Here is a 17,217-nt window from a genome sequence, read left to right as displayed (position 1 = left end):
CGGGTTCGTCTCACTGGTATCGCGTGCTCGCTCGCGAACGAGGGTCTGATACCGCGAACCGGGTGTGAGTGGCGGGGTGGGACGTGGCGGTTGAGTGTCGAACGGGTGTTCGATAAGATCGATCGGTGGGATGGGATCAGGGACCGCCGACGTGGTCGGAGCTCGAGCGCGTGCTCTCCGGTCGTGCGCCCGGGCCGGGGCGTCCGGGGGAGGCGTTCGGTCCGGGGGACAACACCGGCGACGGTAACGACAGCCCGGCCTGGTCTCGCAAACGCGGTGCCTACCGGCCCGAAGGTGTGGAGCGAACACGATCGTCGGTCGCGTTCGCCGAATTGCACGCGCACAGCTCCTACAGCTTCCTCGACGGTGCGTCGATGCCGGAGGAGATGGTCGAAGAGGCGCAGCGTCTCGATCTGAAAGCATTGGCCCTCACCGATCACGACGGCTTCTACGGCCTCGTCCGGTTCGCGGAGGCGGCGCGCGAGTTCGCCATGCCGACCGTGTTCGGGGCCGAACTGTCCCTCGAGCCCGACGTCGCGCGGACCGGGATTCCCGATCCTGTGGGCGAGCATCTGCTCGTGCTCGCCCGCAGCAGCGAGGGCTACCGCCGGCTGTCCCGCACGATCGCCGACGCCCACATGGTCGCCGGCGAGAAGGGGTTGCTGCGATATGACCGGGACGCCTTGCCCGACAATGCCGACGGTCACTGGCTGATCCTCACCGGGTGCCGCAAGGGTGCGGTGCGTCGGGCACTCGATCGAGGTGGTCGGCCTGCGGCACGCCGGGCACTCGTCGAGTTGGTCGATCGGTACGGGCAAGACGTGGTGGTGGAGCTCACCGCGCAGGGTCTGCCGGACGACGACGAGCGCAACGCGATCCTGGCGGGACTGGCGGGTGAACTCGGGCTGACGACGGTGGCCACCACCGGGGCGCATTTCGCGGGTCCCCGACGCCGCCGACTGGCCACCGCCGTCGCCGCCGTCCGTGCACGGACAGACATCGAGACCATCGACGGCTGGTTGCCCGGGGTCGGTGGCGCACATCTGCGCAGTGGTGACGAGATGGCCCGTTTGCTGCCTGGTCACCCGGACGCCATCGACAACGCCGTTGCCCTGTCGGCGGACTGCTCCTTCGAGCTGGGGCTGATCGCACCGCAGTTGCCGCCGTTCGACGTCCCGGTCGGGCATACCGAGATCAGCTGGCTGCGGGAGAAGACGATGGCCGGGGCGCTGCGCCGCTACGGGTCGCCTGGTGCGCATCCGCAGGCATACCGGCAGATCGAACATGAGCTCGCCATCATCGAGACACTGACCTTCCCGGGGTATTTTCTCGTGGTCGCCGACATCGTCGATTTCTGCAAGAGCAATGACATCCTGTGTCAGGGTCGCGGAAGCGCGGCCAACTCCGCGGTGTGTTACGCGCTGGGGATCACCAACGTCGATCCGGTCTCGAACAAACTCCTCTTCGAGCGATTCCTCTCGCCCGAGCGCGACGGACCGCCGGACATCGACGTCGACATCGAATCGGATCGGCGTGAGGAGGCCATCCAGTACGTCTATCGCCGCTACGGCCGTGACTACAGTGCGCAGGTCGCCAATGTGATCACCTATCGCGGGAAATCCGCGATCCGCGACATGGCGCGCGCGCTGGGGTATGCGACCGGCCAGCAGGACGCCTGGAGTCGCGCGCCCGACGAGGCGCCCGACGACGTCACCGATCTGGCGAGCGAGATCCTGGGAATGCCGAGACATCTGGGCATCCATTCCGGGGGAATGGTGATCTGTGATCGCCCGATCGCCGATGTGTGCCCCACGGAATGGGCGCGGATGGAGAACCGCAGTGTCCTGCAGTGGGACAAAGACGACTGTGCCGCAATCGGTCTGGTCAAATTCGATCTGCTCGGGCTCGGCATGCTGTCGGCACTGCACTATGCGATCGATCTGGTGGCCGAGCACAAGGGGATCGAGGTCGACCTCGCGAAGCTGGACCTGACCGAACCAGAGGTCTACGAGATGCTGTGCCGCGCCGATTCCGTCGGCGTCTTCCAGGTCGAATCCCGGGCGCAGATGGCGACCCTGCCACGACTGAAACCGCGGACCTTCTACGACCTGGTGGTCGAGGTCGCGCTGATCCGGCCGGGCCCGATCCAGGGCGGCTCGGTACATCCCTACATCCGGCGCCGGAACGGCACCGAGAAGCCGGCTGTCGAGCATCCGTCGATGCGCAAGGCTCTCGACCGGACTCTGGGCGTGCCGTTGTTCCAGGAACAGCTGATGCAACTCGCGGTCGATGTCGCCGGGTTCGATGCCGCCGAGGCGGATCAGCTGCGCCGTGCCATGGGATCGAAGCGATCACCGGAACGGATGGAGCGACTGCGTCAGCGGTTCTATGCCGGGATGGAAGAGCTGCACGGGATCACCGGAGAGACGGCGGACCGCATCTTCGAGAAGATGGCGGCATTCGCGAATTTCGGATTCCCGGAGAGTCATTCGCAGAGTTTTGCCTCGCTGGTGTTCTACTCGTCGTGGTTCAAGCTGCACCATCCGGCGGCATTCTGCGCAGCCCTGTTGCGTGCACAGCCGATGGGTTTCTACTCCCCGCAGTCGCTGGTCGCCGACGCGCGCCGGCACGGTGTGGTGATCCATCGCCCCGACATCAACGTCTCATTGGTGCACGCGACGCTGGAGAAGGAGGGCATGGAGATCCGGTTGGGCCTCGGCGGGGTGCGGGGGATGGGCGACGACGTCGCCGAGCGGATCGTCGAATGCCGTGACCGGGACGGTGCTTACCGGGATGTCATCGACGTGTCCCGCCGCGCCGAGCTCACGGCACGCCAACTCGAGGGCTTGGCCGGCGCGGGTGCCTTCTCCTGCTTCGGCGTGAGCCGGCGGCAGGCGTTGTGGGAGGCGGGGGCCGCTGCGACGGTGCGATCGGACCAGCTGCCGCTCGAGCCGTCCACGCGGACGCCGACCCTGCCCGGACTGTCCGACGTCGAGCTGGCAGCCACTGATGCCTGGGCGACCGGCATCACCCCGTCGTCCTATCCGACCCAATTCCTGCGGCCGCGATTGGATGCGATGGGAGTCATCCCGGCGGATGGGTTGTTGTCGGTCGCCGATGGATCGCGGGTCACGGTCGCCGGTGCGGTGACTCATCGACAGCGACCGGCCACCGCTTCCGGTGTGACGTTCATCAACCTGGAGGACGAAACCGGCATGGTCAACGTCGTATGCTCCGTCGGGTTGTGGACAAAGCACCGAAGTCTGGCACACTCAGCGTCGGCCTTGCTGATCCGTGGCACTGTGCAGAACGCCGAGGGGGCGGTGACAGTGGTGGCGGAGCGCTTGCAGCGCTTGGATCTTCGTGTGGGAACTCGTTCCCGGGACTGGCATTGACGAAAAGGGGAAACCGCCATGCCGAAGCAGATCGTGGTCACGGTGAAGCCGGGCAGCCGCAAAGGGCCGCTGGTGGAGACCAATCCGGCCGGCTCGCTGACCGTCTACGTGCGTGAACCCGCCGCGGAGGGGCGGGCGAACAAGGCCGTCGCCGAGATCCTGGCCAAACATCTCGGCGTGCCCAAGAGTCGGATCGCGCTGGTGGGCGGCGCGACCGCCCGGACCAAACGTTTCCGGGTCAGCTGACGTCCAGTCGACATCGGGGTTCACACCGCGCCGGCAAAACCGTTCTGCCGCCAGGCCTCGTAGACGACGATGCTGGCGGCGTTGGCCAGATTGTGCGAGCGTCGCCCGGCCAGCATCGGTATCCGCACCCGATCGGTGACCTCCGGCTCGTCGAGCACCTCGGCCGGTAGCCCGGTCGGTTCGGGACCGAACAGCAAGACGTCGCCGGGCCGATAGTCGACATCGGTGTGATAGCGCGACGCATGCGCGGTGAACGCGAACACCCGTTCCGGCTTGAGCGTCGTCCACGCCGTGACCAGGTTGGGATGTACTGTCACCGTGGCCATCTCGTGATAGTCGAGGCCGGCGCGCTTGACCTGTGCGTCGGACAGATCGAAACCCAGCGGTTCGATGAGGTGCAACTCGCACCCGGTGTTGGCGGCGAGCCGGATCGCGTTGCCCGTGTTGGGCGGGATGCACGGCTGATAGAACATGATGCGGAACATGGTGGGCAAGTCTAGGCCAGGCTCTGGAGCCCCAGCGCGGTGTTGGCACCGCACAGCACCACGCACAGCGTCGAATCCGGTTCCGGGCGAACGCCTCCGGTGAGCACCGCGGCGACCGCCGCGGCGGTGCCGTGTTCGACGAGGATGCGGAACTGCTCCCACAGATAGCGGCGGGCGGAGATCAGATCGTCGTCGGAGACCACCACACTGGTCACCTCGCGCCCCGCGATCGTCGCCCAGCAGATCTCCCCGATGCGGGTGGCACCCAGTGAATCGGACGCGATGCTGTCCAACTCCACCGGCACCGGATGGCCGGCGTCGAGGGCCTGGCGCAGACACGACGACCCGATCGGCTCGGCGGCGACGATCCGATCACCTGGTCGCATCGCCGCGGTCAGACCGCCGAGCAGACCACCCCCACCCACGCACACGACGGTGGTCAGAGCGCCGTCGACGTCGTCGGCGAGCTCGAGTCCGATCGTGCCTGCGCCCGCGACGACGTCGGGCAGGTCGTACGCATGCAGCAGCAGCGCGCCCGAGCGCTCGGCGAGCTCGGCGGCGGCGTCGGCCGCCATCTGATAGCGGTCGCCCACTTGGTGCACCGTCGCGCCCAGGGCGCGCAGGCTGTCGACCTTCACCGGCGGCGCGGTCTCCGGGACCACGACCGTGCACGTCGTTCCGGCGATCCGGGCGGCCCACGCTGCGCCGATCGCCGCGTTGCCGCCCGACGCGACCAGCACTCCGGCGTCGTCGAGCCGGCCCGCCTCGCGTGCGTGCAGCACGGCGTTGAGGCTACCGCGCGGTTTGAAGCAGCCGCCGACCTGCAGATACTCGAGCTTGAACACCACGTCGAGGGGCCCGGTCGCGGTGTCCACGGTGGTGTCCAGCACAGGCGTGCGCCGCAGCCTGCCCGCGATCCGGTCCGAAGCAGCGACGACGTGTGCATATGTCGCGGCCCCGTCCGGGCCCGGGAGTGTGTCCACGTCGAGCCACAGTAGCGGGAATGGAACAATGGACTCTCGTGAGCGCGATACGACTAGACGGCAAGGCCACTCGCGACGAGATCTTCGCCGACCTCGCGGTCCGGGTGGAAAAGCTCCGGGCCGAGGGCATCATGCCGGGCCTGGGTACTGTCCTGGTGGGCGACGACCCGGGCTCGCAGTCCTATGTCAAGGGCAAGCACGCCGACTGCGCGCGCATCGGTGTCGCGTCGATCCGCAAGGATCTCCCGGCGGATGCGACGACCGAAGAGGTCAATGCGGCGATCGAGGACCTGAACGATGACCCGGACTGTACGGGATACATCGTCCAATTGCCGCTCCCGCGCCACCTCGACGAGAACGCGGCGCTGGAACGGATCGATCCGGCCAAGGATGCCGACGGTCTGCACCCGATCAATCTGGGACGGCTGGTGCTCGGCAAGGAGTCGACACTGCCCTGTACGCCGCGCGGCATCGTGCACCTGCTGCGCCGCTATGACATTCCGATCGCAGGTGCCCGCGTGACGGTGGTGGGCCGTGGTGTGACCATCGGCAGACCGATGGGGTTGCTGTTGACCCGGCGCAGCGAGAACGCGACCGTCACCCTGTGCCACACCGGTACCCGCGACCTGGGGGCCGAGGTGTCGCGGGCGGACATCGTGATCGCTGCGGCCGGTGTACCGCATCTGATCACCGCGGACATGGTCAAGCCGGGTGCCGCGGTCATCGACGTGGGCGTCAGCCGTACCGATGCCGGCCTGACCGGTGACGTCGCGCCGGACGTCTGGGAGGTGGCCGGCCATGTCTCGCCGAATCCCGGCGGCGTGGGGCCGCTGACCCGCGCGTTTCTGCTCGTCAACGTCGTGGAGCGGGCCGAGGCGCAGTTGGCCGAGCGAACCGCGGCGGGAACCGTCGGGTGACCTCGCCCGACCCCGTACACACCGGTACGCCCACCCGGATCGAGCGGATACGGCGCGCGCGCCGGGTTCGGCGGTACGTGGTCCAGATCCCGTACTTCGTCGTGCTGCTGGGTCTGCTGGCCGCCGCGATCCTGGTGTTGTTCGATCGTTGGCGTCGGGGTGCCTTCGTTTTCGGTTCCGTGTTGCTGCTCGGCGCCGTGCTCCGTGCCTTCATTCCCACATCCAGAGTTGGGTTGTTGCAGGTCAGAAGTAAATTGTTTGATGTCGCCGTCATGGCATCGGTAGGGTCACTGATCCTGTGGCTGGCGACCTCGATCGATCCTTTGGGCACAGATTGATTACAATAGATACCAACACGTGACCTAAACTGGCCAGAGAGGGCTCCGAGGAGCGGGGGAACACGCATCACTTCGACGATCACCACTGAGGACTCGACCATTCCCGACGAATCGACGTCGCTGGGTGTCTCCGCAGGCGACGGAATGATTCATTACGTCCTGCTGACCCGCGACGACGCCGGGCGCAGTGTGGTCGACACCCGGGTCATCGACGTCGATCGCAGTGATGGTCTGGATGTCGCGGGACGGGTCAACGCCGGGATCGACCTGATGCTCTCGGCGGCGCGCGGCGCCGGTCGTCGCGTCGGACCGATCGGGGTCGCGGCCCGGACCGCGAAACAGCGTCGCGAGCTCCGGTCGCGAGGGAGCGGCCCGCGCCGTCAGATCCACCTCGTCGACGACGACGAGGCCGTCGTCGCCTACCTGTCCGCGACCGGCCAGATCGATCGGTTCGGGACGGTGGTGGTCGCCGACTGTGGCGACACCGGGATGTCGCTGTACACGGTCGAGTTGCCCATGAACCGCATCTCCGCGCCGCAGCGATCACGTGCGCTGGCCGGTCGTGACGTCGACCGGGCGATCGTGTCCCAGCTGACCTCGGCCGACGACGCCGCGGAATCACGTGTCGCGCGGGGGCGCCGCGCGGCTCTGCTCAGCGCGTGCCGGGCCGCGAAGGAGGAGGTCGCCGCACCGTCATCGTCCGCGGGAACCGGTTCGATCCTGCTCGCCGACGGCGGCGGGCACACCACACTCACCGCGGGCACCGTCGAGAAGGCCGTGGCGCCGATGGTCGGCGAGGCGCGCGAGGTCCTGCGGCGATACCTGTGGGACAGCGCCGAGCGGGGAGTCCGTCCCGAGGCCGTCGTCCTGGTCGGAGGTATCGCGAACCTTCCGGCGGTACGGGCGATCGTCCCCGACGAGGTCAAGGTCGAGGTCGTGGTCCCGAACGCGCCGGAGTTGGCCGCGTCGATCGGTGGGGCCATCCTGGCGCGCGCGAACACCACCCCGACCTCCACGTCGCGGCTGGCCTTCATCGGTGGGCGGCGCAACCGGGAGTGGCTGTCCGCAACCCCGCTGGCCGTGGTCGGCGCGATTCTCGCCGCGGCGACGATGACGATCTATGCCGTCAGCTCATCGCTGGCCGGGCACAATGAGCCCGCCCCGTCGACGACCGCGCCGCAGACCACATCCTCGGCGACGTCGGCGGCCACGTCATCGACAGAGCGGACACCTACGACGACGACGTCGGTGGTGGTGCCGCAACCCCGTATCCCGCAGGCACAGGCGCAGCCGGTTCTGCCGACGACCGAACGTACCGAACCCCGTGGGGGTGACGTCCCAGGCTGGGCGACAACCGAACTCCCTCCGACGATGCCGTCGGATCCGTCGTCCTCGGCGCCGACGCGCACGCTCGTGCCGTATCCGCTTCCGTCGTTGCCGTGGCCGCAGGGGACCAACCCCGCACCGACGATCCCGCCGGAACTGCTGCCGCCCGGTCTGCGTCCGGAGTCGACTCAGCCGACGCCACCTCCGCCGGCGCCGCAGCAGGCCGCGCCACAGCGGACGACACCGACGGCGCCGTCGACGACAACGCCGACACCGCGGACGGTGACGACGACAACGCCGTCCCGGTGATGCGGGAGACGTTCAGGCGCGCGCGATCTCGACGGTGCGTTTGAGGAGGTCGCTGATCGAGTCGAACTCGGTCAGGAAACCGTCGTGACCGTTGTCGGAGTGCAGCACGTGCAGCCCCCCGACGCAGTTGCCCAGCTGCTCGGCCAATTCGATCTGTAGGCGCAAGGGGTACAGGCGGTCCGACGCGATTCCGCCGACGATCACCGGCACCCGGCAGCCGCGCAGTGCGGCTTCGATGCCACCACGGTTGCGCCCGACGTCGTGGTGGTTGAGCACCTCGCTGAGCACCACGTAGCTGCCCGGATCGAATCGTCGGATCAGCTTGTCGGCCTGGTGCTGCAGGTAGCTGTCCACTGCGTAGCGGCCACCGGTCAGCGGTTCCTCGTCGGCCTGCGGGGTATCCCCGAATCGCTGGTCGAGTTCGACCTCGCCGCGGTAGGTGAGGTGCGCGATGCGTCGCGCCACGCCCAGGCCTGCGGTCGGGATCCGTCCCGTCGCGTGGTAGTCGCCGCCCAGCCAATCGGGATCGGCCTTGATCGCCGCGATCTGAGTGGTCTGCGTCCCGATCTGATCGGCCGTCGCGCGTGCCCCGACGGCGAGGACCAGCGCACTGCGCACCATCTCGGGGTATTCGATGGCCCACTCCAATGCGCGGGCCCCACCCATCGATCCGCCCACGGCGGCGCCGATCCCGGTGACACCGAGGCGATCGATCAGGGCGCGCTCGGCGCGCACCTGGTCGAGCACGGTGATCTGCGGGAACCGTGAACCCCACGGTCGCCCGTCCGGCGCCGTCGATGCCGGCCCGGTCGAACCTCGGCACCCACCGAGCACGTTCGCCGAGATGACACACCACTCGTCGGTGTCGATCGCGCAGCCCGGACCGATCAGGCCGTCCCACCAACCGGCCGACAGGTGCTGATCATCGTCGGCAGGCCCGGTCACGTGGGAGTCACCGGTGAGTGCATGCAGGGTGAGGATCACGTTGTCGCGGGTCGGCGACAACGTCCCCCAGCGCTGAAAGGCCAGGGTGACGTCGTCGATCCGATCGCCGCTGTCGAGTGAGACCGAGCCGATGTCGACACGGGCCATCGCCCCGTCCGGCATGTGCTCCCAGTCGGGTTCGTCTGCTGGCTGGGTTCGCGGTTCGATACTCACCGACACAATTCACTCACTCTGCAATGCACCTCGGATTGGTTGTCCCGTACTCACTTCGCCGCGGCGAAACCCTGTTCGAGGTCGCCGATGATGTCGTCGATGCCTTCGATCCCGACGGCAAGGCGCACCAGCCCCGGCGTCACTCCGGCCGCGAGTTGCTCCTCGGGCGTCAGCTGGCTGTGTGTGGTCGACGCGGGATGGATCACGAGCGACCGGACGTCGCCGATGTTGGCGACGTGGCTGTGCAGCGAGAGCGCGTCGACGAAGGCCTTGCCCGCGTCGACCCCGCCCACGATCTCGAACGAGACGATCGCTCCCTGCCCCTTTGGCAACAGCTTCTGGCCGCGGTCGTACCAGGAGGACGAGGGCAGGCCGGCGTAGGCCACCGACTCGACCTGGCCGTGGGCCTCCAGGTAATCGGCCACCCGTTGCGCGTTGGCGACGTGGCGCTCGACGCGGAGACTCAGCGTCTCCAGACCCTGGGCCAGCAGGAAGGCGTTGAACGGCGAGATCGCCGCGCCGGTGTCGCGAAGCCACTGGACGCGCGCCTTCAGCGCGTAGGCCGGCGCTCCCAGATCGGCGAACACGGCACCGTGGTAGCTCTCGTCGGGGGTGGTGAATCCGGGGAACAGATCCTTTCCGTCCCGCTGGACGCGCCAGTCGAAGGTTCCGCCGTCCACGATCACGCCGCCGATCGCGGTGCCGTGACCGCCGATGTACTTGGTGGCCGAATGCACCACGATGTCGGCGCCGTGCTCGAGGGGATTGAGCAGGTACGGGGTGGCGACCGTGTTGTCGACGATCAGCGGCAGACCGTTGCGATGGGCGACCTCGGCGATGCCGGCGATGTCGAGGATCTCGTTGTTCGGGTTGGAGATCGTCTCACCGTAGAGAACACGGGTGTTGTCGCGGATCGATGCCTGCCACGAGGCGGGATCCTCGGGATCGTCGACGAACGACACCTCGATGCCCAACTTCGGCAAGGTGTAGTGGAAGAGGTTGTAGGTGCCCCCGTACAGCCGGGGGCTGGACACCACATGCCCACCGGTCTCCACGATGTTGAGGATCGAGTAGGTCTCGGCGGCCTGCCCGGACGCGAGCAGCAGCGCCGCGACGCCACCCTCGAGAGCGGCGATCCGCTGCTCGACCGCATCCTGCGTCGGGTTCATGATCCGTGTGTAGATGTTTCCGGGCTCGGCGAGGCCGAACAGGTTGGCCGCGTGCTGGGTGTCGTTGAAGACATAAGACGTGGTCTGGTACAGCGGCAACGCCCGCGCATTGGTGGTTGGGTCTGCGGTTTGGCCGGCATGGATCTGCTTCGTCTCGAAGCTCCAGGCGGCCGTCGGATCGATGCCCTCGGTGGCGTCAGACATGACAGTGTCATCACTTTCTACGGTCGGCAGGGTGCAACGACCCTGGTGGGGTCCGACCTTCGGACCCGCGCTTGCCTCGGAACGCGTATGCGTTCCTCAACCCGGTCATCACCCGGAGCACCCCACCGCGGTTGGAGGGTTGCCGATCAGCAAGCCGGGGCTTGACGCTGATGCTCATGACCTGGCGTCAAGGATATAGCACGGCCCCTGCCGGTCGAGAACCCTCCCGATCGCGGTGATCTGATGTGAGGACAGGTGTCATCCAAAAGGATGAACTTCGGTATTTGTCTTGGTAAAACCCCTGCTAGGCATCTTTAGCATAACTAACAGCAATTCGTGTTTTCGGATAGTGGATCTACGCTGACCCAAGCCCTGACCAACCCGTCGCACCTGACGCGTTGTCGCCGTTTGGACGAAAGACCACGACACATGTCCATGCCGCCCCGCGCAACTGCCCGATACTCCGCGACGCTGGTGGCCGTGGGGTCGAGTCTCGCGGTCGTCGCCGCGTTCTGTCTCCCCGGCGCGGTCGGATCGGCGCGGGCCGACGACTGTGGTGGCGGTGCGGTGGTTGTCGTCGGCGGGACGAATGACCCGGAAGCCGCATCGATGGTCGGGGTCGAGCAGCGGTACACGGGGCGCAAGCCGGTCATCCAGGACGGTGAGACCGTTATCGTCGACGATCCGACGAGCCCGTACTACGACGATCCGAACGACCCCGATGCGAAGAACTCCTTGAAGGTCATCCGGGTCGACTATCCGACCACACTGTGGCCACTCGGTGCTCTCGGATACGACGAGAGCGTCGCAGACGGTGAGGCTGCCACCAAGAAGGCGATCGCGACCTACCAGAGTGAATGCCCGGGCAAGCCCGTCGTGGTGACCGGCTATTCGCAAGGAGCCCGCGTTGCCGGCGACGTGCTCTCCGACATCGGTAACGACCGCGTCGGAAAGGTCGACATCAACGGCACCGACGACACGTCGGACGACGTCGAGATCCAGAAGTACCTCCTCGACGATCAGGGCAACCAGGTCCTCGACTCCGACGGACACCCGATTCCGATCATCTCCGGGGAGCTCTATTCCGACCCCCGCCGGGACGGCACCGTCGACGGTGAAGGTGTCGAACTGGCACTACCCGGTATCTTCCCCGGGCTCACGATGAGCGGCTCGCGCGAGGGCGGATTCGGAGACGTCCCGGTCACCACCGTCTGCGTCGACGGCGATGGCATCTGCGATGTGCCCGACCCGGTTCACGACCCGATCGGCGCGATCGATGCGCTGGTCGGCTACTTCACCAAGCACGGGTACTACCCCTATCAGATGTGGTTGGACCCCTACAGTTCGTCGACCGGTACGAAGTGGGGCGACACCACCTGTGAGACGGCGGCCGGTTCGTCGACCACAACCTGCGAGGTTCACCAGGACTCCGCGATCGTCGGCGTGATCCGTCAGGGCGTCGATGCCATCGGACTGGACGGGTCGCAGGTCCCCGACTTCCTCGCCGACCGGTGGAAGGTCGACCTGCCCTATGGGGCCAAACTCGCCAATCTGCAGCCGTTGGTCTTGCTCGTGCAGGACCAGTTGCCGCCGTTGCCGTACCTGGGCTACGGCGGTTACCTCCCGGACGTCTTCGTCTTCGAGGACATCCTGGACGGCATCGTCAACAACGCGCCCGACGAGGTGAAGGCAGGGGTGCAGGCGCTGGCCGCGAGTGCGAAGAGCATCGTGCTGATACCGGCCAACTTCGTCAAGTACTGGGCGGGAGAGATCATCGGTCCGGTCACGACCACCGGCACCACTCCCGTCTCGGCATTCGCCGCCACCGCTGACCTCTCGTCGGACTCGTCCGCGGACCAGCGCGACGACGTCGTGCAGCGTCTGGCCGTCATCGAGCATCCGGGCGATGCACACCAGCCCGCCGTGGACGGCTCCGCTGCTGAACGAGAGTCGGTCGACCCGTCGCCGACGATGACGCAGACGGTGCCCGCCGGTCAGGCCTCGGATACGACGCCTCCGGTCGAATCGTCGTCCATCCAGGTCGAGGAGCAACCGGCCGATGATCAGGGGTCGTACGAGTCGGGGCCCACCGACGCCCCGGGGTATGTACCGCCGAGCCCGCCGACCGAGCAGTCGTCGATCCCGTCCGGTGCGTCGGGGGAGGACAACGGCGGTGCCCCGGCGGCGGATGACAGCGGTGGCACGACGACGGGGACCACCGAAGGCCCGGGCGGCGGATCGGGACCGACCGACGTCGCCGACGGAGGCACCGGGGACGACGGCGACAGCAAAGGCGGCGGATCGGGACCCGGTGTCACCACGAGTGGGACATCCTCCGGTCAGGGCAAGAGCGAGGCCACCTCGGGCGACGGAGCAGCGTCGGGCGAGCCCGAATAGACCACTCGGCACCACCGGATATCGACTGCTCGGCGGTTCGAGCCGCGGCGTTTCGCGGTCACCCGTGAGACCGGTCCGGTGCGGGGCGGTCCTTGTGAACGAACTCACCCCAGGGTCACGGAATCGGTCCGGTGCTCGCGGAGGTTGGTGACTGAGTGTCCACAGCCCCTGCCTTCCTCGACGCCGCCACGCCATCCTCGCGATCCGTCCGGCGCTGGGCGATCCTGGCCCTCGCGCTCGGCGGCTTCGGGATCGGAACCACCGAGTTCGTCGCGATGGGGCTGTTGCCCAACATCGCCGACACCGTCGGTGTCAGCGAGCCGACCGCGGGACACGTCATCTCCGCGTACGCACTCGGTGTCGTCGTCGGCGCCCCGCTGATCGCGGCGATCACGGCCCGGGTGTCCCGGCGGGCCCTGCTCATCGGCCTGATGGTCGCCTTCACCGCCGGCAATCTCCTCACGGTCCTGGCACCGACCTATGGTCTGCTGATCGTCGCGAGATTCATCGCCGGGCTGCCGCACGGGGCCTATTTCGGTGTCGCAGCGCTGGTGGCCGCGCACCTGGCGGGACCGCGCGATCGGGCCAAGGCGGTCGGGAAGGTGATGCTGGGGCTGTCGGTGGCCAACGTGCTCGGTGTGCCGATGGCCACCTGGCTCGGTGAATCCCTCGGCTGGCGAGTCGCTTTCGGACTCGTCGTGGTGATCGGCATCGCGACGATCGTCGCTCTGGTCCGCTTCATGCCCGACCTCTCCGACATGCGGGTCACCAACCCGGTGACCGAGCTCGGCGCGCTGGCGCGCCCACAGGTGTGGTTCACGCTGCTCATCGGCGTTGTCGGGTTCGGTGGGATGTTCGCGTTCTACACCTATCTGAACTCGGCTCTGACCACCGTGACCGGAGTGTCGACGTCGGTCGTGCCCATCGCGATGATGCTCTTCGGACTGGGAATGGTCGCCGGCAACATCGTCGGCGGCGCCGTCGCCGATCGCAGCGTGCCGATCGGCATCCTGGCCGGTCTGATCGCCACCGCAGCGTCACTGATGCTGTTCGCGCTCACGATGCAGAACGTGTGGGCCGCGATGATCTTCAGCTTCGCCATCGGCCTGTCCGGGTCGTCGACGATTCCGGCACTCCAGACTCGCCTGATGGACGTCGCCGACGACGCGCAGACGTTGGCGGCCGCGCTCAACCATTCGGCCCTCAACATCGCCAACGCCATGGGCGCGTGGCTCGGCGGTGTGGTGATCGCGGCCGGCCACGGCTATCGCTCGCCGTCGATGCTGGGTTCGGTGCTGGCGATCGCCGGTGTGCTCGTCCTGGGGCTGGCGCTGCTCGCGAGTCGACACAGCGGCGGCCGGGTGGCGAACCCGACCGCCGAGGTCGTGGAGAGTGCTCTGTGAGTGGCGGCCGACCGACGTGGCCTCAGCCGATCGTCGGGGGAGTGGCGATCGTCTTCGACAGGTAGAGCTGCTCGCCGATCTTGTCCATCAGCTCGAGTTGTGTCTCGAGATAGTCGATGTGCTCTTCCTCGTCGGCGAGGATGTCCTCGAGGATCTTGGCGCTGGTGACGTCGCCCTTGCCGCGGCACATCGTGATGCCGGGACGAAGACGGTCGACGACCTCGAGTTCGATCGCGAGATCCGACTGGAACTGCTCGCGCAGGGTCTGACCGATGCGCAGCGGCAGGATTTTCTGATAGTTGGGGAGTGCCTCGAGGAACAGGATTCGGTCCGTGAGGCGTTCGGCGTGCTGCATCTCCTCGATCGACTCCGCGCGCGTCTTGCTCGCGATCTCGGTGAGGCCCCAGTTCGCCTGCATCTTGGAGTGCAGGAAGTACTGGTTGATCGCCGTCAGCTCGCTGGTGAGCTGTTCGTTCAGTAGAGCGATCACTTCGTCGTCACCGCGCATGACCGAGCCTCCGTTCGCCGTGGTACTGCGAACTTAACATGACGACAACCTCGCGTCCGCTCAAGACGCGAGGTTGTGGACAGCGGGCTCAGCTGTCGTCCGTCATGCTGCCGTGGTCGCGGTGACGGTCCTCTCGTTGATGATCTCCTGAAGCCGCTCGAGGCAGGTCCCGCAGCCTTCGCCCGCACCGCAGCGATCGCCGATGGCGTCCACCGACATGGCGCCGGACGAACAGTGCTCGTGGACCTCGTCCTCGGTCACCGCTCGGCAGATGCAGACGAACATGGCTCTCACCTCGAATCAAATCAGTTAGGCAAGCATTACATAAAGCATGCCCCCCGGCAAGGGTTGCCTTACCTCTGGTACGGGCGCACCACAGTGGGCGTTACCCTCGTGTCCGTGTCGATCACCGTCAGCACCGTCAACGTCAACGGCATCCGGGCCGCTGTGAAGCATCGCTCGGACGCCAACCGCGGACTTCTCGCATGGCTGCCCGGATCGGATGCCGACGTCGTCCTGATGCAGGAGATCCGGGCCGATGAACAGCAGGCCCGCGACGCTCTGGCACCCGCGCTCGATGACGGCTGGGAGCTCGCGATGTGCTCGTCGGTCGTCAAGGGGCACGCGGGGGTCGGAATCCTGAGTCGCATCCCGCTCACCGCGGTGCGGGTCGGATTCGGCAGCGCCGAGTTCGACCCCGCCGGGCGCTATATCGAGGCGGATCTCGACGCCGGCCCGGGCCCGACAACGGTGGCGAGCCTCTATCTGCCGAAGGGGGCGGCGGCGACGTCGGCACCCAAGGAGGTCGCGAAGTTCGACGAGAAGGTGCGCTTCCTCGGCGAGTTCGGCGACCATCTCGATCGGTTGCGCCGCCGACGTCGCCATGTGGTGGTCGGCGGGGACTGGAACATCGCGCCCGCCGAGGCCGACATCAAGAACTGGAAGGGCAATCTGAAGAGCCCGGGCTTCCTGCCGCACGAACGCTCGTGGGTTGCCGACCGGCTCGACACCGGCTGGTCGGATGTGATGCGCGATCTCACCCCCGGCGAGGAAGGGCCATATACCTGGTGGTCGTGGCGCGGTAAGGCCTTCGACAACGATTCCGGCTGGCGGATCGACTATCAGCTCGCCAACGGGTCCCTGGCGAAGCGCGCGGTCAAGGCCTGGGTCGACCGCGCGGATGCCTACGATCTGCGCTGGTCCGATCACGCACCGATGACCGTGGTCTACGACTGAGCGCCGGCGGCCCGACGATGTCGAGGTCGTCCTCGAGGCGTCGTCGTGGAGGTGACTCTCGCGGAATTCGGCTCGCGTGCGTCTGAGAGACTGGTGACATGAGCAGTGACGTCTCCCGGCCGGACGCGGCGCGGCCGCGCGTGCTGTCCGGCATCCAGCCGACCAGCGACTCCTTCCACCTCGGGAATTATCTGGGTGCGGTCCGTCAATGGGTGGCGCTGCAGGATGACTTCGAGGCGTTCTACTTCATCCCCGACATGCACGCCATCACGGCCCAGTTCGACCCGGCGACGCTGGCCGAACGGACCCGACTCAGCGTGGCGCAGTTGCTCGCCGTCGGCGTCGATCCGGAGCGCTCGACGATCTACGTGCAGTCGCACATCCCCGAGATCGCCCAGCTCACCTGGGTCCTGTCCTGCATCACCGGCTTCGGCGAGGCCAGCCGCATGACGCAGTTCAAGGACAAGTCGGCCAAACAGGGGGTGGATGCCGCCGGAGTCGGATTGTTCACCTACCCGATCCTGATGGCCGCAGACATCCTGGCCTTCGACGTCGATCAGGTGCCGGTCGGAGAGGACCAGCGTCAGCACCTTGAGCTGACGCGTGACCTGGCACAGCGCTTCAATTCACGGTTCGGCAAGGTGCTCAAGGTGCCCGAGGCCTACATCGTCAAGGAGTTCGCCAAGATCTACGATCTGCAGAATCCGACCGCGAAGATGAGCAAGTCGGCGGAGTCCGATCGTGGGTTGATCAACCTGCTCGACGAACCGAAGCGCTCGGCGAAGAAGATCCGCTCGGCCGTGACCGACACCGATACCGAGATCCGATTCGATCCGGCCGCCAAACCGGGGGTGAGCAATCTGCTCACCATCCAGTCGGCCCTCGGTGGAACCCCGGTCGACGTCCTGGTGGACAAATATCAGGGAAAGGGCTACGGGGACTTGAAGGTTGACACCGCCGAGGTGCTGACCGAGTTCGTCACGCCGCTGCGCGGGCGTGTCACCGAGTACATGGACGATCCGGCCCAACTCGATGCCATCCTGGCGCGCGGTGCCGAACGCGCCCGCTCGGTCGCGTCGCGGACACTGGCCGCGGTCTATGACAGAGTGGGGTTCCTGGCGCCCGGACGGTGATCGGTACCTC

The 17,217-nt window shown here is 67.1% G+C and carries 15 protein-coding genes and 1 riboswitch; of the genes, 9 read left to right on the top strand and 6 right to left on the bottom strand.

The window, feature by feature from the left end:
• Positions 1 to 125 precede the first annotated feature (125 nt).
• Together AC4AMJ_RS15040 and AC4AMJ_RS15035 are read left to right on the top strand one after the other, a co-directional pair.
• A complete protein-coding gene (locus AC4AMJ_RS15040) occupies positions 126 to 3,395 on the top strand; it encodes an error-prone DNA polymerase (protein WP_489913051.1) in 3,270 nt (1,089 codons plus the stop codon).
• An 18-nt stretch (positions 3,396 to 3,413) separates the two neighbouring features.
• Positions 3,414 to 3,641, top strand: coding sequence for a DUF167 domain-containing protein (locus AC4AMJ_RS15035; RefSeq protein ID WP_489900369.1), 228 nt, complete (start codon positions 3,414 to 3,416; stop codon positions 3,639 to 3,641).
• 20 nt (positions 3,642 to 3,661) lie between these two features.
• Here the strand turns inward: AC4AMJ_RS15035 and AC4AMJ_RS15030 are convergent, their stop codons facing one another.
• Together AC4AMJ_RS15030 and AC4AMJ_RS15025 are read right to left on the bottom strand one after the other, a co-directional pair.
• Entirely contained in the window at positions 3,662 to 4,126 is a 465-nt protein-coding gene (locus AC4AMJ_RS15030; RefSeq protein WP_489900370.1) for a tRNA (cytidine(34)-2'-O)-methyltransferase, read from the bottom strand.
• A gap of 11 nt (positions 4,127 to 4,137) precedes the next feature.
• Positions 4,138 to 5,109, bottom strand: coding sequence for a serine/threonine dehydratase (locus AC4AMJ_RS15025; protein WP_489913049.1), 972 nt, complete (start codon positions 5,107 to 5,109; stop codon positions 4,138 to 4,140).
• Positions 5,110 to 5,147: 38 nt separating this feature from the next.
• Here AC4AMJ_RS15025 and AC4AMJ_RS15020 point away from each other — a divergent pair, with 38 nt between their 5' ends.
• The 3 genes from AC4AMJ_RS15020 to AC4AMJ_RS15010 all read left to right on the top strand — a co-directional run bounded on the left by AC4AMJ_RS15020 (position 5,148) and on the right by AC4AMJ_RS15010 (position 7,999).
• The gene (locus AC4AMJ_RS15020; protein WP_489918443.1) at positions 5,148 to 6,026 is read left to right on the top strand and encodes a bifunctional methylenetetrahydrofolate dehydrogenase/methenyltetrahydrofolate cyclohydrolase; all 879 of its coding nucleotides are present in this window, start codon (positions 5,148 to 5,150) and stop codon (positions 6,024 to 6,026) included.
• Positions 6,023 to 6,364, top strand: coding sequence for a DUF3017 domain-containing protein (locus tag AC4AMJ_RS15015; RefSeq protein WP_489913047.1), 342 nt, complete (start codon positions 6,023 to 6,025; stop codon positions 6,362 to 6,364). The genes AC4AMJ_RS15020 and AC4AMJ_RS15015 overlap by 4 nt, the downstream gene beginning before the upstream one ends.
• A gap of 144 nt (positions 6,365 to 6,508) precedes the next feature.
• Positions 6,509 to 7,999 (top strand): Hsp70 family protein, encoded by a 1,491-nt coding sequence (locus AC4AMJ_RS15010; RefSeq protein ID WP_489913045.1) that lies wholly within the window; start codon positions 6,509 to 6,511, stop codon positions 7,997 to 7,999.
• A gap of 12 nt (positions 8,000 to 8,011) precedes the next feature.
• Here AC4AMJ_RS15010 and metX read toward each other — a convergent pair whose 3' ends face one another.
• Together metX and AC4AMJ_RS15000 are read right to left on the bottom strand one after the other, a co-directional pair.
• Positions 8,012 to 9,163 carry a homoserine O-acetyltransferase MetX gene (gene metX / locus AC4AMJ_RS15005; RefSeq protein ID WP_489913043.1) on the bottom strand — a complete coding sequence of 384 codons (1,152 nt, stop codon included), beginning with the start codon at positions 9,161 to 9,163 and terminating at the stop codon, positions 8,012 to 8,014.
• 44 nt (positions 9,164 to 9,207) lie between these two features.
• Positions 9,208 to 10,530: a bifunctional o-acetylhomoserine/o-acetylserine sulfhydrylase gene (locus tag AC4AMJ_RS15000; protein ID WP_489913041.1), complete on the bottom strand. Its 1,323-nt coding sequence runs from the start codon at positions 10,528 to 10,530 to the stop codon at positions 9,208 to 9,210.
• A gap of 62 nt (positions 10,531 to 10,592) precedes the next feature.
• Positions 10,593 to 10,712, bottom strand: a riboswitch (SAM riboswitch).
• 247 nt (positions 10,713 to 10,959) lie between these two features.
• On the opposite strand from AC4AMJ_RS15000, the gene AC4AMJ_RS14995 reads away from it, so the two are divergent.
• Positions 10,960 to 12,927: a PE-PPE domain-containing protein gene (locus AC4AMJ_RS14995; protein ID WP_489913039.1), complete on the top strand. Its 1,968-nt coding sequence runs from the start codon at positions 10,960 to 10,962 to the stop codon at positions 12,925 to 12,927.
• 155 nt (positions 12,928 to 13,082) lie between these two features.
• On the top strand, positions 13,083 to 14,330 hold the full coding sequence (locus AC4AMJ_RS14990) for an MFS transporter (RefSeq protein ID WP_489900383.1): 1,248 nt from the start codon (positions 13,083 to 13,085) through the stop codon (positions 14,328 to 14,330).
• A 22-nt stretch (positions 14,331 to 14,352) separates the two neighbouring features.
• On the opposite strand, the gene bfr is transcribed toward AC4AMJ_RS14990, so the two are convergent.
• Both bfr and AC4AMJ_RS14980 read right to left on the bottom strand, forming a co-directional pair.
• A complete protein-coding gene (gene bfr / locus AC4AMJ_RS14985; protein WP_489900385.1) occupies positions 14,353 to 14,838 on the bottom strand; it encodes a bacterioferritin in 486 nt (161 codons plus the stop codon).
• Between the two features lie 102 nt (positions 14,839 to 14,940).
• The gene (locus tag AC4AMJ_RS14980; protein ID WP_489913037.1) at positions 14,941 to 15,123 is read right to left on the bottom strand and encodes a (2Fe-2S)-binding protein; all 183 of its coding nucleotides are present in this window, start codon (positions 15,121 to 15,123) and stop codon (positions 14,941 to 14,943) included.
• Positions 15,124 to 15,237: 114 nt separating this feature from the next.
• Here AC4AMJ_RS14980 and AC4AMJ_RS14975 point away from each other — a divergent pair, with 114 nt between their 5' ends.
• Together AC4AMJ_RS14975 and trpS are read left to right on the top strand one after the other, a co-directional pair.
• Positions 15,238 to 16,074 carry an exodeoxyribonuclease III gene (locus tag AC4AMJ_RS14975; protein ID WP_489913035.1) on the top strand — a complete coding sequence of 279 codons (837 nt, stop codon included), beginning with the start codon at positions 15,238 to 15,240 and terminating at the stop codon, positions 16,072 to 16,074.
• A gap of 98 nt (positions 16,075 to 16,172) precedes the next feature.
• A complete protein-coding gene (gene trpS / locus AC4AMJ_RS14970) occupies positions 16,173 to 17,207 on the top strand; it encodes a tryptophan--tRNA ligase (RefSeq protein ID WP_489900390.1) in 1,035 nt (344 codons plus the stop codon).
• Positions 17,208 to 17,217: the final 10 nt, after the last annotated feature.

Source organism: Gordonia sp. LMA484, from assembly GCF_058129505.1.
Note: the sequence above shows the minus strand (reverse complement) of the source record. Positions and strands in the feature narration are given on the sequence as shown.

Bases quoted from the DNA above. Each gene is read 5' to 3' on its own strand.
- AC4AMJ_RS15000 (WP_489913041.1), bottom strand. From the start codon at position 10,530: ATGTCTGACGCCACCGAGGGCATCGATCCGACGGCCGCCTGGAGCTTC.
- AC4AMJ_RS15035 (WP_489900369.1), top strand. From the start codon at position 3,414: ATGCCGAAGCAGATCGTGGTCACGGTGAAGCCGGGCAGCCGCAAAGGG.
- trpS (WP_489900390.1), top strand. From the start codon at position 16,173: ATGAGCAGTGACGTCTCCCGGCCGGACGCGGCGCGGCCGCGCGTGCTG.
- AC4AMJ_RS14980 (WP_489913037.1), bottom strand. From the start codon at position 15,123: ATGTTCGTCTGCATCTGCCGAGCGGTGACCGAGGACGAGGTCCACGAG.
- AC4AMJ_RS15030 (WP_489900370.1), bottom strand. From the start codon at position 4,126: ATGTTCCGCATCATGTTCTATCAGCCGTGCATCCCGCCCAACACGGGC.
- AC4AMJ_RS14995 (WP_489913039.1), top strand. From the start codon at position 10,960: ATGTCCATGCCGCCCCGCGCAACTGCCCGATACTCCGCGACGCTGGTG.
- bfr (WP_489900385.1), bottom strand. From the start codon at position 14,838: ATGCGCGGTGACGACGAAGTGATCGCTCTACTGAACGAACAGCTCACC.
- AC4AMJ_RS15010 (WP_489913045.1), top strand. From the start codon at position 6,509: ATGATTCATTACGTCCTGCTGACCCGCGACGACGCCGGGCGCAGTGTG.